Genomic DNA, 14,559 nt, shown 5'->3' on the forward strand with positions numbered 1-14,559 from the left:
ATCCATAGCGGGAATTTGTATAAATCAAAATAGCAGGGAAGATATCTTCCCTGCCAGTTTTATTACCAGGTGTATTTCACGCCAACTTTAGCACCCCAATCCTGTTCAACGTCGCCGCCGCCCAGATAGGTTGCATCAGTGTAAGCACTGAAGTTTTTGGTGAAGCTGAACTGCGTACCCAGACCAACACGAACCGCAGAACCTTCAACGCCATTGTCGATAGAGTCACCATTCACTTTCGCCGTGTTATTGGAGTCATCGTAGACGTAAGCCAGTTTGAAGTACGGGGTCAGAGCCTGATCGCTGCCGTAGGAGAAGGTGTAACCTGCATCCACGCCCAGTTCATAACGCAGGCTATCGTAATCCTGATCGCCCGCTTTCATGTTGTTGCTCAGACGGTAGTTATCACCGGACTGGAACAGACCAGAGATAGCAGCATACGGAGTAACATAGCCGTTGTCGTTCACTTTCCAGTCGTAACCGGCTTTCAGACCAAAGCCCCATGCATCCGTAGTAGAATCACCGTCAACATACTGACCGTTAGACATGGTTGCAGACAGGTCATTGCTGAAACGGCTGTAGCTCAGGTTACCATCAACGAAGACGTTGTTGTCGAAACGTGCAGAAGAGTAGATGTACGCAGACTGGCTATCCTGATCGACTTTGCCAGAACGATCGCTTACATCGCCTTTAGCAAAACCAGCCGCCGCACCGACGGTCCATTTCGCGTTATTACCTTCAACGAAGGTATCAACACCGACCATGATGCCGCTGATATCTTGATCGTATTCGATAACGCCGTTGTCACCGTTGAAGCTACCACCGAAGTAGTTAACCCATGCGCCACCGTTATCTGCCAGTCCATGACGACCGTTGGTCAGACGGGTAGACAGAGTATCCTGCTGCTGGTTCCAGATGTTGGTATTCGCAGAAGGAATGCTCAGCGCCATGTTGGCATAGTCGGTCAGTTCACGCTGACGCAGAACAACGGTGTTGCCTTTCTGCTGAGCCTCGTAGGTGTAAGCACCCAGATCGGCTTTGTTAGCTGCAGTAAAGGTTGCTGCGGTGTTCTTATCGTTAACATAGATAAGTTCTTTACCTTTGTAGTCAGCGATACGGCCAGCACCGGTTGAGTCGTCAACGCGAACTTTGTAGTTACCTTTGGCTGCGGTTACGTCATCAGTAGAACTGTTATCCAGTTCATTACCACCATTGATATCGCCGTTGCCGTTGATAGTCAGGTGACCATCGGAGTTCATTGCAATGACACCATAGCCATAATTAGCTTTGGTTTTATCGTTGGTGCGGTCATTGACCAGGTCAGCATCAAGAACATAGTTGCTGCTATTGATATTGAATACACCTGAAACTACATGACCTTTGCTGTCAGCAATATTTCCACTGGTCAGCTCCAGGGTATCTGTTTTGAAGGGGTTGATATCAAATTCATCAACATCCACATTCAGCAGACCGCCGTTTGTGACAGTGATGGTGTTAGCGTACAGAGACGGAGTGTAACCACCATAAGAATCTGTCGTATCATCGCTGGACACGTTAACTGTACTGTAGCTGTTTACGGTCAAATGATCGGTTGCTACATAACCTTCATCACCAATGTTCAAAGAAGAACTGTTAGTCAGTGCGATGGTGTCAGAAAGCAGGCTGGATTGAGCAACATTAACTTTTGAACCGTTGTTCACAGTCAAAGTGTCAATATTAGAATCATTTACAGTATTCCAGACAGAACCATTATTTAACGCTACGTTAAATACGCCGCTCTGGAAAACTTTATCGTCAATGACTCGGTTCCAGGCATTCCCTTCGATGACAGAGCCAGGATAAATACTATTATCTGTTACGTCATACCAGTCGGTAGAGGCAATTGCTTCATAACTGGAACTTGCAGAACCCGTCCATTTAGAGCCGTTATCCAGGGTGATGTTCAGCTCATCAACGTTTAACGCATCATCAGCCCAGCCGCCGTTGGTGTCTTTTGCGCCATCAGCGTTGCTATCATAACCATGAGGATAGAAATTCGCATTCCAGGTACTGTTGAAAACAACATCGCCAAGCAGAGTAGAGTTGTTAAAGTTGACATTGTTTTTCATTGAATAGTTAGATGCTGCACTATCGCTGAAATACAATGCTACATCGTTGTCGCCGCCATTACCGGTATAATCACTTGGTTCAGCAGAGTGGCCATAGAAGCCAGAAGTCTCAAGAGAAGTCACTGAACCAGATGTGACGGTAGAATTGGAAACGTTGATGTTATTATCCCAGGTGTGGGACTCAGTGGTGTAGGTATTGTTAGCCGTATTGCCCTGAGTCAGGCTGATACCCGCGACACGAGAGTTATTCGAAATATTGATATTGCTTTCAACATCAAGATTTACGGCAAGGCCAAGGCCTGCGCCATATGGTTTGCCTTCACCTGCTGCCGTGGTAAAGGTTTCATGAGTTTGTTTGGTTACGTCACCGTCCAGGTAGGAGTCAGTGAAATATAATGCTTCATAATCGTCATCAATGATGGAGTTTGAAATGTTCAGTGTGAACACATCGCCATCATGCCAGTTATTATCGATTACGCGGTCAGTACCGTATTCATGATATTGATATGCATGCCCATCAGTACCAACGCCAATAGGCAGATGAGAGGTAATAGAGCCGTGGATAATTGAATTATTGATGTTCAATATGTTATCTGAGCCATCAACACCATTAGTATAATCATGGTTCAGATAATAGGTGGAAATCGTACCGTTAACGGTATCACCGTTAAATGTTTGATCAAAGTCGCCGTTCGCATTATTGTGGTAAACAAAACCGCTATAATTCACATAGTTGCCATCAACCGTACCTGGCGCATCCATATCGCTCCAGTCCAGCGCTGTCTTAGGATTATCAACGTAATTCCAGGTATCATAAGTCGCCGCATTTGCCTGAGAAGCGATTGCCAAAGTGCAGGCTAATGCCAGTTGCGATACTACAAGTTTCTTTTTCCAGGAGTGCATTTGTCATCCCTCCTCAGGGATATTATCGTTGGTCCATCAATTATTAATGCATCAAATACAATCAAGTTTCGTTGCGGAGAAAATTATGCCGTACATAAACCAAATGGTTCAATTAAAGTTCACGTAAAGTCCGAATTCGGATAAATTACTTTTCTCAATCACTAACACCTGGGGATTAAATAGCAAAAGCCATACTTTTCATCCAGATAAAAAAGAAAACATTCTCTTTTATGAAACGGTTTAAAACGAAATACACATCAGAGCAAAGCCTATTAAAACCAACGAATATTCAACACACAAATGCAATTTATAAAACCAATAAAATGCCTCTATAAATTCAAAAAAGAAATATCACACCAACTAATGATTATGCCAATGTAGACTCCGTCGGGCCTTCTCGCCGTTAAAGACGATTTTGGTAAAACACACCCTTCTTTTTTCAGATACACTATCCCCCACGTTTCCTAAGACTTCAGGCACATCATGACTGACTTAATCACCCGCCCGCGCCGCCTGCGCAAATCTGCCTCGCTTCGCGCCATGTTTGAAGAGACAACACTTAGCCTGAACGACCTGGTGTTGCCCATCTTTGTTGAAGAAGAGATTGATGATTACAAAGCGATTACCGCCATGCCCGGCGTGATGCGCATTCCTGAAAAGTACCTTGCTCGTGAAATTGAACGTATCGCCAGCGCGGGTATCCGCTCGGTCATGACCTTTGGCATCTCTCACCACACGGACGCAACCGGTAGTGATGCCTGGCAGGAAAATGGTCTGGTGGCGCGCATGTCACGTATTGCCAAAGATGCAGTACCGGAGATGATCGTGATGTCTGACACCTGCTTCTGTGAATACACTTCTCACGGTCACTGCGGCGTACTCTGCGATCATGGCGTCGACAACGATGCAACCCTGCTCAATCTTGGCAAACAAGCCGTCGTCGCGGCAGCAGCCGGTGCCGACTTTATCGCACCTTCAGCGGCAATGGACGGCCAGGTACAGGCTATTCGTCAGGCTCTGGATGCAGCGGGCTTTACCGACACCGCCATCATGTCCTACTCCACTAAATTTGCTTCTTCCTTCTATGGCCCGTTCCGGGAAGCCGCCGGGACTGCGCTGAAAGGCGATCGTAAAACCTATCAGATGAACCCCATGAACCGCCGCGAGGCCATTCGTGAGTCGCTGCTTGATGAAGCGCAAGGCGCGGACTGCCTGATGGTAAAACCGGCCGGTGCTTATCTCGATATCCTGCGTGATATTCGTGAACGTACCGCTTTACCTCTGGGGGCTTATCAGGTCAGCGGCGAGTATGCGATGATCAAATTTGCCGCCAGGGCTGGCGCTATTGATGAAGATAAGGTGATTCTGGAAAGCCTTGGAGCAATCAAACGTGCTGGTGCCGATTTAATCTTCAGCTACTTCGCCCTCGACCTCGCTGAACGTAAGATTTTGTAAGTCATCAGGCCCGGCGGTGTCTGCCGGGCTACCTCTCTCCCCTTTCCTGCGTTGCCATTAATTCACAAAGCTGAAATGTAAGTGTCATCCGTAACTTCTACTGTCATCGCAAGACGGCAGGAGGAGTGACCATGTTTAGTCTCGATAGTGTGCTTGATGACCTCTGGCCCCAGGCCAAACCCGCCCCCTGGCAAAAAAATCTGCTAAGACGCCTGGTATACGAAAAAGAGTTTCAACAGTTTGCCGCCAGCCACCCTCATCTTAAAGGGCTGGACATGGTTGAGCAGGTCCTGGAGCATCTGCAGATCCACTGTACCCTCCCCGCTCATGACATCGAACAGATCCCCGAGCAAGGCCCACTGGTGATTGTGGCCAACCATCCCACCGGCACACTGGACGGACTGGCACTGCTGTATGCTGTTTCCCGGGTCCGCCGCGATGTCAAAGTGGTAACCAACCGGATGCTCTGTCATCTGGAACCTCTCAGCTCCTTGTTTATTCCCGTGGACAACATGGGCGGCCGCACGCGAAAAACTTCACTGCAACAGATGGAAAACCAGCTGCAACGGGGTGGCGTCTTGATTTTCTTCCCGGCCGGGGAAGTGTCACGGCTGACCCGCAAAGGCATCCGCGACGGCAAATGGCATCCAGGCTTCGTTAAACTGGCGAAAAAATTCCGCACACCGCTGCTTCCCATCTGGATCAACGCCCGCAACAGCCCCCTTTTCTATGGCACCGCACTGCTCTCGGACACGCTGCCGCTGCTTTTGCTGGTGCAACAAATGTTTCGCCGCCGCGGAACCACGCTGCCCATCACCATTGGTCAGCGTATTCCCTGGGACAGCTGGCAATCCCCCTCACTCTCCGCCCGCGATGTGGCGGACAGATGTCGCAAGCACGTGCGTCGACTGGGCAAAAAAGCGCCAGGCCTGTTTAAAACCGAGAGTGCGATCGCCCGACCGGAAGACCGGGCCATGCTGCGCCGGGAGCTGACACGAGCCGAGTGCCTTGGGCGCACCCCCGACGGAAAAATCATTTATCTCTGGCAGCGTCAGGGGCAGGAGGATGCGCCGCTCTTGCGTGAGCTGGGCCGGTTGCGGGAAATAGCCTTCCGTGCTGTTGGCGAAGGCAGTGGCAAACGCCGCGACACCGACAGGTACGATGACGACTACCTTCATCTGATCCTCTGGGACGAAACCGATCTGGAAATCGTCGGCGCCTACCGGTTTATGCCTACCGCAGGTCAGGTGGAAAAGCGGGGTCCGGCCGGGCTCTACAGCTACAGCCTGTTCCATTATGACGAGCGGATGTCCGACGTCCTGGCGCAGGGTATTGAACTGGGGCGCAGCTTTATTCAGCCACGCTACTGGGGGCGTCGCGGCCTTGACTATCTATGGTCCGGCATTGGCGCTTACCTGGCCCGCTATCCGCAATACCGCTACCTGTTTGGTCCGGTATCGATTTCCGGGGGGTTCCCCCCTGCGGCACGCGACTTATTAGTGGCCTTCTACCGTCTGTGGTTCCCGGCAAGCTGGCCACTGGCCCACTCGCGCCGCCCCTGGCCTGCCACGCTGCCGGATGTACTGACCCAGTTTACCGGTGAGGATTACAGCGAAGATTTAACCCGTCTGAAATCCATGCTCGGCAATCTGGGATGTGCAATTCCGCCTCTGTATAAGCAGTATTCAGAGCTATGTGAGCCCGGCGGCGTGCAGTTTATTGATTTTGGTTGTGACCCGGATTTTAACAATTGCGTGGATGGTCTGGTGCTGGTGGATCTGACACGCCTGAAGCCCCATCGTTATGAGCGCTATATCGGCGCGCATCTGAACAACACGGCCGCCTGAGGGCGGCCCACCTCCCCCACAAATATTGCATTTATGTTACATCGGTTCCATATCGCCGACCTGAACGTTGCCAGCCGTAAACCAGGCGGCATGATAGGGCTTTTCTCCTGCGAGAGTGCGTTATGGTACGTGTGGTTCTGGTGGATGATCATGTGGTAGTACGGTCAGGGTTTGCGCAGTTGCTGGGGCTGGAAGACGATCTCAGCGTCAGCGGGCAATACAGTACCGCTGCCGAAGCCTGGCCCGCCCTGCTGAAGGAGGATGTCGACGTGGCCGTACTGGATGTCGCCATGCCGGATGAAAATGGTCTCAGTCTGCTCAAACGCCTGCGCCAGCAGCGCCCTGGATTTCGCGCGATTATCCTTAGCATCTATGACACCCCGGCTTTTGTCCAAAGCGCGCTCGACGCGGGTGCCAGTGGCTATCTGACAAAACGCTGCGGCCCTGAGGAGCTGGTACGTGCGGTCCGTTCTGTCGGACTTGGCGGGCACTATCTCTGTGCTGATGCCCTCAAAGCCCTGCGCGGCGATGTGCAGCCGGTAAAAGTGCTCTCCACCCTTACGCCACGCGAGCGTGAAGTTTTTGATTTACTGGTAAAAGGTGACAGCGTTAAAGAGATCGCCTTTCAACTCGAACTGAGCCACAAAACGGTTCACGTCCACCGCGCCAACGTTCTTGGCAAACTGCAATGTGCGACCACCATTGAACTGGTGCACTTCGCGCTAAATCATAATCTGCTGGCGAACCACTGATGACGCGATCCCTGCGTCACGGCGTGATATCGCTGTTTATCGTGCTGGCCTGGGGACCGGGCTGGCTGATGCTCTGGACCCTCAGCTTCTATCTGACCCACAACGGCCAGCAGGCGGTATTGTTTCTGCCACATGGAGTCTATCTGGCTCTGTTGATTCTGGTTTCAAGGCGGTTCTGGCCCGCCCTGTTATTGCCGCAACTGGCGCTGATCTTCTGGCTCTGGAGCGAACAGCTGGTGAGCGGTTACAGTATGCTTGTCGCCCCCTTTATTACTCTTCTGCCGGCGCTGTTTACCCAGCGATACTGGCACCGCTTTCCCTTGTACTGGCAGCGATTAACCTTACTGCTCACGGCCGTTACCGTCACCGCACTGCTCCACACTCTGCTGCTCGCCCCGTTTTTACACAGCCCGGTCCTGCTGGCCGGGCTGGCTTCGTTTACCGGCGGCGTGCTGCTCACCCCTTTTGCCTATCTGATTTTCGAGTTCCTGCGCCAGCAGCATCGTCACCATCTGTTGGGGCTGGATACTATCGCCCCGCCGCTGCGCACCTCGCTTATCATCTGGTGCAGCCTCTTTTTCATCATCGGTATCGGTACCCAGATGGTGCTCTCTCCGCAAATCGAACGCCTGTTATTGATTGTGGTGTTCTTGCCCAACGTCGTTATGGCATGGAAGTTTGGCTGGCAGGGCGGCGTGATGTCGGGTCTGCTTGGTAGCATGCTCATCACCATCGCCCGCCAGGTCGGTGTTGGCTTTAGCGATCTACTGGAGCTGGAGATTTTTCTCGCCACCCAGGCGCTGTTAGGCATCGGGCTGGGCATCGCCATCAGCCGCCAGCAGCACCTGGCATTGAATCTTGACCGCTATCGTCGCAGGCTGGAGGGCGAACTGCGCGCGCGGCAGGCACTGGCGGAAAAGCTGATTCATACGGAAGAGGACACCCGTAAAAGCCTGGCCCGTGAACTGCATGACGAAATCGGCCAGAACATCACCGCCATTCAAATCCAGTCCCAGTTAGTCAAACGCGCGGGCGATACTCCCCAGGCGCTGGAAGCGGCCGAACAGATCAACGCCCTGGCGCGACGCATTCACCACTCCACGCGACAGTTGCTCCGCCAGTTACGTCCCCCGGTGCTTGATGAACTCACCCTCCAGGAAGCGTTACACCACCTGGTTAACGAGTTCGCCTTCGCTGAGCGTGGCATCGATTGCCGTTTCAACTACCAACTGCATACCCCTCCCACCAGCGAAACGCTGGTCTTTACCCTTTACCGGCTGGTGCAGGAGTTGCTCAATAACGTCTGCAAACACGCCAGCGCCAGCGAAGTGCGCATTCGCCTTAGCGAGTACAACGAGCGTTTGCGTCTTGAAGTGCAGGATAACGGAGTAGGGATTGCCGCCGGGAAAATGCCCGGCTCCGGCATTCAGGGAATGCGTGAACGCGTCCATGCGCTTGGCGGAGAGCTGACCCTCGAATCCCGCAACGGCACCTTCGTTACTGTTAACTTGCCCACAGTTTTGCAACAAAACTCACGCTGACCAGGAAAAAGTCTTAGTCATCCGGGCAGTTTCTCTCATCCGCTTTCGCCTGCACTTACCTATAGTCAGCGCAACTGGAGACCGCTATGTACGCCATCTCGCCTGAGGACATTGACCACCGTTATCGCATGCTGCGTTCGCGTTTGCTGCTCTCTATGGTGGTGGGCTATGCCGCGTTTTATCTGACGCGTAAAAGCGTGAACTACGTACTCCCTGCGCTGCAAAGCGATTTGGGTCTGGATAAAGGTGATATCGGCCTGCTGGGATCGCTGTTTTATCTCAGCTACGGCATGTCGAAGTTCGCCGCCGGGCTCTGGCACGACAGCCACGGTCAGCGCGCCTTTATGGGCTGCGGACTTTTTGCCACTGGGCTTCTGAACGTGCTGTTTGCGTTTGGTGATTCGCTGCCACTACTGCTGGTGGTCTGGACGCTAAACGGTTTTTTCCAGGGCTGGGGCTGGCCACCCTGCGCCCGACTGCTGACCCACTGGTACTCGCGTAACGAACGCGGTTTCTGGTGGGGCTGCTGGAATATGTCTATCAACATCGGCGGTGCGATTATTCCGCTGATTTGCGCCTTCGCCGCTCACTGGTGGGGCTGGCAGGCGGCGATGCTGACACCGGGGATACTCAGCATGGCACTGGGCGTGTGGTTAACGATGCAACTGCGGGGCACACCGCAGGAAGAGGGATTACCGAGCGTAGGGGCGTGGCGACACGACCCGCTGGAGCTGCGTCAGGAGCAGCAAAGCCCGCCAATGGGCCTCTGGCAGATGCTGCGCGAAACCGTACTGCGTAACCCGTTGATTTGGCTACTGGGGTTCTCTTACGTGCTGGTCTACCTGATCCGCATCGCGCTCAATGACTGGGGCAATCTCTGGCTGTCGGAAAGCCACGGCGTCAACTTACTGAGCGCCAACGCCACGGTCATGCTGTTTGAAATCGGCGGCCTGCTGGGGGCGTTATTTGCCGGATGGGGCTCAGACCTGCTGTTTAGTGGACAACGTGCGCCGATGATCCTGCTCTTTACGCTGGGGCTGATGGTATCGGTGGCGGCACTCTGGCTCGCGCCGGTGCACCATTACGCACTGCTGGCAATGTGCTTTTTTACGGTGGGATTTTTTGTCTTCGGCCCGCAAATGTTGATTGGCCTTGCCGCCGTTGAGTGCGGACATAAGGCAGCAGCGGGCTCAATAACCGGGTTTCTCGGCATATTCGCCTACCTGGGAGCCGCGCTGGCGGGCTGGCCGCTGTCACAAATCATTGAACGCTATGGCTGGTCGGGGATGTTCACTCTGCTCTCCGTTGCCGCCGTACTGATGGGTTTATTACTGATGCCGCTACTGATGGCGGGCATTGCAACATCACGCAGTCCTGGCACCTCGTAAGAAGGATAAAATAATGAAAGTCACTCTACTCTCTACCCTGGTAGCAACCGGCCTGGCACTCTCCGCCTTTAGCGGCGTGGCTAAAGCAGAAGGTCGTCTGGTGGTCTATTGCAGCGCCACCAATGAAATGTGTGAAACCGAAACCCAGGCCTTTGGCGAAAAATACAACGTCAAAACCTCCTTCATCCGTAACGGTTCCGGCAGTACGCTGGCGAAAGTCGACGCAGAGAAGAAAAACCCGCAGGCGGATGTCTGGTACGGCGGCACTCTGGACCCCCAGTCCCAGGCGGGAGAAATGGGTCTGTTGCAGGCCTATAAATCACCGAATCTTGAGCAGGTGATGGAGAAATTCCGTGACCCGGCAAAAGTGAAAGGCAACCTCTCCTCCGCCGTGTATGTGGGCATTCTGGGCTTTGGCGTCAATACCCAGCGCCTGAAAGAGAAAAACCTGCCGATACCAAAATGCTGGAAAGATCTGACCAAACCGGAATACAAAGGCGAGATCCAGATAGCAGATCCACAAAGCTCCGGCACCGCCTACACCGCGCTGGCAACCTTCGTTCAGCTGTGGGGCGAGGATCAGGCCTTTGATTACCTCAAGCAACTTAACAGCAACGTCTCACAGTACACGAAATCCGGCATTGCCCCGGCGCGTAACGCCGCCCGTGGCGAAACGGCGATTGGCATCGGCTTCCTGCATGATTACTCACTGGAAAAAGAGCAAGGCGCACCGCTGGAACTTATCTCACCGTGTGAAGGCACCGGCTATGAAATTGGCGGTATCAGCATCCTGAAAGGGGCGCGTAACCTGGATAACGCGAAACTGTTCGTGGACTGGGCGCTGTCAAAAGAAGCCCAGGAGCTGGCGTGGAAAAAAGGCAAGTCTTACCAGATTCTGACCAACACCACGGCCGAAACCTCGCCAAACTCACTGAAGCTCGACGATCTGAAGCTTATCAGCTACGACATGGACAAATACGGTTCCACGGATGTCCGTAAGGCGCTGATCAACAAATGGGTTAGCGACGTGAAGATGGGCAAATAAACCCACACCTGCAGCATTTGCCGGGTGAAGGCGCTGTGGCCTCACCCGGCCTACAACACCGGAACGCTTATGTCACATACACTCACTCTCCATCCCGCCAAAAAACGGGATGCGGTCTTCCTTTGGGTTTTGCTCGGCTGGCTGGCGTTTGCGCTGCTGCCGAGCTGGAGCCTGGATTATGGCCTGACCGACTCAACGTCCGATGAAATCTTTGCCGCCTACGGCTGGTCGCATTTCAATGTCAGCTGGTTATGGTATCTGCTCCCTTCCGTACTGGCGCTTCGTCCGCTCAGTGAAGCGAAACGTGAGCAGCGCGGCCGTCACTACTTTGATGCGTTATGGGCCTTGCTGTGCATCGCCTTTGTGGCGATCAGCGCCACGGTCGAAGGTCGCGGTCTTGGCTACGCCAGCATTGTGCTTTTCGTCTCTTTAGGTGCCATCATGACGCTGGCGCTGACCCGTCTGGAGTGGCTCGGCGGTGACCGTTTCGTCATTGGGTCGCTCATAGCCATTGTGGCGCTCATCAGCATCTTTATCGTCTGGCCAAGCATCGCCATCTTTATTCCAATGTTCACCACTGACAGCGGCGAGTTCGCCCCGCTGGCGTTTATGAGTGTGCTTTCGCAGGCGCATATTATCCAGGTCATCCTCAACTCCATCTGGCTGGCGATGGCCGTTGGCGTCGGCTGCACCTTCTTTGGCCTGGTGCTGGCAATCTACACCACGCGTATTGCCAAACGCAGCGCCATTATCGGGCGCGTGTTCTCCATTCTGCCCATCGTCACCCCCCCGTTCGTGGTGGGCTTAGGCGTTACCCTGATGATGGGGCGTTCCGGCTACGTGACCGAACTGATGGTCGACTGGTTCGGGCTTACCAACACGAACTGGCTGTATGGCTTTACCGGTATCTGGCTGGCGCAGGTTCTGGCCTTTACGCCGATGGCATTCATGATTATTGATGGGGCCATCAAAACCATCCATCCTTCGCTGGAAGAGGCGTCTTACACGCTGCGCGCCAGCCGCTGGCAGACCTTTAACGGCGTATTTGTTCCCTTGCTCAAACCCGCTCTGGCGAACGCCTTCCTGATTGTGGTGGTGCAGTCGCTGGCTGATTTTAGTAACCCCCTGGTGCTGGGCGGCAACTTCGACGTACTGGCAACGCAGATCTACTTCTATATTACCGGCTCGCAGCTCGATTATCAGGCGGCGAGTACGCTGGGCGCCTTCCTGCTGCTCTTCTCACTGCTGGTGTTCTGCGTACAGTACATGTGGATTGGCAAACGCTCTTACGTGACGGTCTCCGGGAAATCCTACCGTGGCGATGTGCAGCCGCTGCCGGTCACCCTGGTCTGGAGCGTGATCGCGCTACTGGCCATTTGGGTCGCCTTTAATGCCCTGCTTTACGGCAGCATTTTTTACGGCAGCTTCACCGTTAACTGGGGCGTGGATTACACCCTGACGCTGGACAACTTCACCAAGCTGTTTGGCCAGGGAATGAGCGACGGTGCATGGCCTTCACTACTCGATACGCTGCTGTATGCGGGTATTGCCGCGCCAATTACCGCTGCGTTTGGTCTGCTGATCGCCTGGGTTGTGGTGCGCCAGCAGTTTAAAGGCAAAAAGACCATCGAATTCACCACCATGCTGTGCTTTGCCGTACCGGGCACCGTGGCTGGGGTCTCTTATATCCTCGCCTTTAACAGTGCCCCGGTATACATCACCGGAACCGCAGCGATTGTCATCATGTCGATGGTGATGCGTAACGTGCCGGTGGGTATTCGTGCGGGTATCGCAGGCCTGGGTCAGATAGACAAATCGCTGGATGAAGCCTCGCTTAGCCTGCGCGCCGGCTCTCTGCGTACCATCACGCAGATCCTGCTGCCGCTGCTGCGTCCGGCTATTTTGTCAGCGCTCATTTACAGCTTTGTCCGTGCGATTACCACCGTCAGTGCCATCGTCTTTTTGGTCACCCCGGACACCCGCGTGGCGACCGCTTACATCCTGAATCGTGTGGAAGACGGCGAGTACGGCGTGGCGATTGCTTACGGCTCAATCCTTATTGTGGTGATGCTCGCCATCATCTTTATTTTTGACTGGCTGATCGGTGAGGCTCGTATCTCCCGTTCCAAAGCCAAAAACCAGGCGTAACGGAGCACGACCATGACACAACAACATTTCGTAGAATTGCGTAACGTTAACAAGCGCTTCGGCAACAACACGGTCATTGAAAGTATTAATCTCGCCATCCCGAAAGGGGAAATGGTAAGCCTGCTCGGCCCCTCCGGCTGTGGAAAAACGACCGTGCTTCGCCTGGTCGCCGGGCTGGAAAAGCCCACCGATGGGCAGATTTTCATTGACGGCGAAGACGTTACGCATCGTTCTATCCAGCAGCGTGACATCTGCATGGTGTTTCAGTCCTATGCTCTCTTCCCGCATATGTCGCTCGGCGAGAACGTGGGGTACGGTCTGAAGATGCTCGGCGTACCTCGTGCGGAGATCAAAACCCGCGTCAAAGAGGCGCTGGCGATGGTGGATCTGGAGGGGTTTGAAGACCGCTTCGTAGACCAGATTTCCGGCGGCCAGCAGCAGCGCGTGGCGCTGGCACGTGCGCTGATCCTCAAACCCAAGGTGCTGCTCTTCGATGAACCCTTGAGTAACCTGGATGCTAACCTGCGTCGCAGCATGCGCGATAAAATTCGCGAGCTGCAAAAGCAGTTCAATATCACTTCACTGTATGTCACTCACGATCAGAGTGAAGCCTTTGCCGTCTCCGACACCGTACTGGTGATGAATAAAGGCAACATTATGCAGATGGGGTCGCCGCAGGACCTCTATCGTCAGCCCGCGTCACGTTTTATGGCGAGCTTTATGGGCGATGCCAACCTGTTCCCGGCGACCATCCAGCAGGACAGCGTGGCTATTTACGGCTACCGTTTGCCGAAGCCTGAGCATTTTGCCGCCCAGGGTACGGGTACAGTGGGGGTACGCCCGGAGGCCATCACCCTCGGAGAACATGGCGAAGAGAGCCAGCGCTGTGTGATTCAGCACGTGGCTTATATGGGGCCGCAGTATGAAGTCATTGTGGAGTGGCACGGACAGCGCATTTTGTTGCAGGTGAACGCCACACGGCTGCAGCCGGATGTCGGGGACACCTACTTCCTGCAAATTCACCCGTACGGCATGTTTGAACTGGCTGAGAGCCTGTAGCACGGACGGTTCCCTCTCCCTTTAGGCTGAGGAATCCCCACAAATAAATACGAGCACGGACGGTTCCCTCTCCCTCAAGGGAGAGGGTCAGGGTGAGGGGGAACATGCGGCTCCGAGGGTCGTTCCGTTCACYTTATGTTCCTTGCTTTTCTGTCACACCAGACCCCGTGAACGTGCCAGGGTGGTTCACCGCCACCACCCTGGCGACCCGGGCTCCCGGCCAGGAAAATCGCCGCTTCGCGGTTCACGACGCTTAATCCTTCAGGCTTATCGGGGACGGGCGGAGGAAACCTCCCTGTAAAGCCGCCCTCGC

9 protein-coding genes are annotated in these 14,559 nt (G+C 54.0%); 8 read left to right on the forward strand and 1 reads right to left on the reverse strand.

Annotation, left to right across the window (positions count from 1 at the left end):
* Positions 1–62: 62 nt before the first annotated feature.
* Positions 63–3,011, reverse strand: a complete 2,949-nt coding sequence (locus KXR87_RS19270) for an autotransporter outer membrane beta-barrel domain-containing protein (RefSeq protein WP_437433820.1) — start codon at positions 3,009–3,011, stop codon at positions 63–65.
* Between the two features lie 483 nt (positions 3,012–3,494).
* Here KXR87_RS19270 and hemB point away from each other — a divergent pair, with 483 nt between their 5' ends.
* The 8 genes from hemB (at position 3,495) to fbpC (ending at position 14,246) form a co-directional block, all read left to right on the forward strand.
* Positions 3,495–4,466: a porphobilinogen synthase gene (gene hemB, locus KXR87_RS19275; protein ID WP_437433821.1), complete on the forward strand. Its 972-nt coding sequence runs from the start codon at positions 3,495–3,497 to the stop codon at positions 4,464–4,466.
* Positions 4,467–4,597: 131 nt separating this feature from the next.
* On the forward strand, positions 4,598–6,313 hold the full coding sequence (locus tag KXR87_RS19280) for a lysophospholipid acyltransferase family protein (RefSeq protein WP_437433822.1): 1,716 nt from the start codon (positions 4,598–4,600) through the stop codon (positions 6,311–6,313).
* A 122-nt stretch (positions 6,314–6,435) separates the two neighbouring features.
* Positions 6,436–7,065 carry a response regulator gene (locus tag KXR87_RS19285; protein ID WP_437433823.1) on the forward strand — a complete coding sequence of 210 codons (630 nt, stop codon included), beginning with the start codon at positions 6,436–6,438 and terminating at the stop codon, positions 7,063–7,065.
* The gene (locus tag KXR87_RS19290; protein WP_437433824.1) at positions 7,065–8,606 is read left to right on the forward strand and encodes an MASE1 domain-containing sensor histidine kinase; all 1,542 of its coding nucleotides are present in this window, start codon (positions 7,065–7,067) and stop codon (positions 8,604–8,606) included. Before KXR87_RS19285 ends, KXR87_RS19290 begins: the two co-directional genes overlap by 1 nt.
* A gap of 86 nt (positions 8,607–8,692) precedes the next feature.
* The gene (gene uhpC / locus KXR87_RS19295) at positions 8,693–9,994 is read left to right on the forward strand and encodes an MFS transporter family glucose-6-phosphate receptor UhpC (RefSeq protein WP_437433825.1); all 1,302 of its coding nucleotides are present in this window, start codon (positions 8,693–8,695) and stop codon (positions 9,992–9,994) included.
* A 13-nt stretch (positions 9,995–10,007) separates the two neighbouring features.
* The gene (locus tag KXR87_RS19300; RefSeq protein ID WP_437433826.1) at positions 10,008–11,039 is read left to right on the forward strand and encodes an ABC transporter substrate-binding protein; all 1,032 of its coding nucleotides are present in this window, start codon (positions 10,008–10,010) and stop codon (positions 11,037–11,039) included.
* A 69-nt stretch (positions 11,040–11,108) separates the two neighbouring features.
* Entirely contained in the window at positions 11,109–13,187 is a 2,079-nt protein-coding gene (locus KXR87_RS19305; RefSeq protein WP_437433827.1) for an ABC transporter permease, read from the forward strand.
* Positions 13,188–13,199: 12 nt separating this feature from the next.
* Entirely contained in the window at positions 13,200–14,246 is a 1,047-nt protein-coding gene (fbpC, locus tag KXR87_RS19310; RefSeq protein ID WP_437433828.1) for a ferric ABC transporter ATP-binding protein, read from the forward strand.
* Positions 14,247–14,559 lie beyond the last annotated feature (313 nt).

This window comes from Yokenella regensburgei (assembly GCF_051486985.1).
Taxonomy (GTDB): Bacteria; Pseudomonadota; Gammaproteobacteria; order Enterobacterales; family Enterobacteriaceae; genus CBFFRJ01.

Coding starts and splice junctions, on each gene's coding strand:
- fbpC (WP_437433828.1), top strand. CDS start 13,200: ATGACACAACAACATTTCGTAGAATTGCGTAACGTTAACAAGCGCTTC.
- KXR87_RS19300 (WP_437433826.1), top strand. CDS start 10,008: ATGAAAGTCACTCTACTCTCTACCCTGGTAGCAACCGGCCTGGCACTC.
- KXR87_RS19270 (WP_437433820.1), bottom strand. CDS start 3,011: ATGCACTCCTGGAAAAAGAAACTTGTAGTATCGCAACTGGCATTAGCC.
- KXR87_RS19305 (WP_437433827.1), top strand. CDS start 11,109: ATGTCACATACACTCACTCTCCATCCCGCCAAAAAACGGGATGCGGTC.
- KXR87_RS19290 (WP_437433824.1), top strand. CDS start 7,065: ATGACGCGATCCCTGCGTCACGGCGTGATATCGCTGTTTATCGTGCTG.
- KXR87_RS19280 (WP_437433822.1), top strand. CDS start 4,598: ATGTTTAGTCTCGATAGTGTGCTTGATGACCTCTGGCCCCAGGCCAAA.
- hemB (WP_437433821.1), top strand. CDS start 3,495: ATGACTGACTTAATCACCCGCCCGCGCCGCCTGCGCAAATCTGCCTCG.
- KXR87_RS19285 (WP_437433823.1), top strand. CDS start 6,436: ATGGTACGTGTGGTTCTGGTGGATGATCATGTGGTAGTACGGTCAGGG.
- uhpC (WP_437433825.1), top strand. CDS start 8,693: ATGTACGCCATCTCGCCTGAGGACATTGACCACCGTTATCGCATGCTG.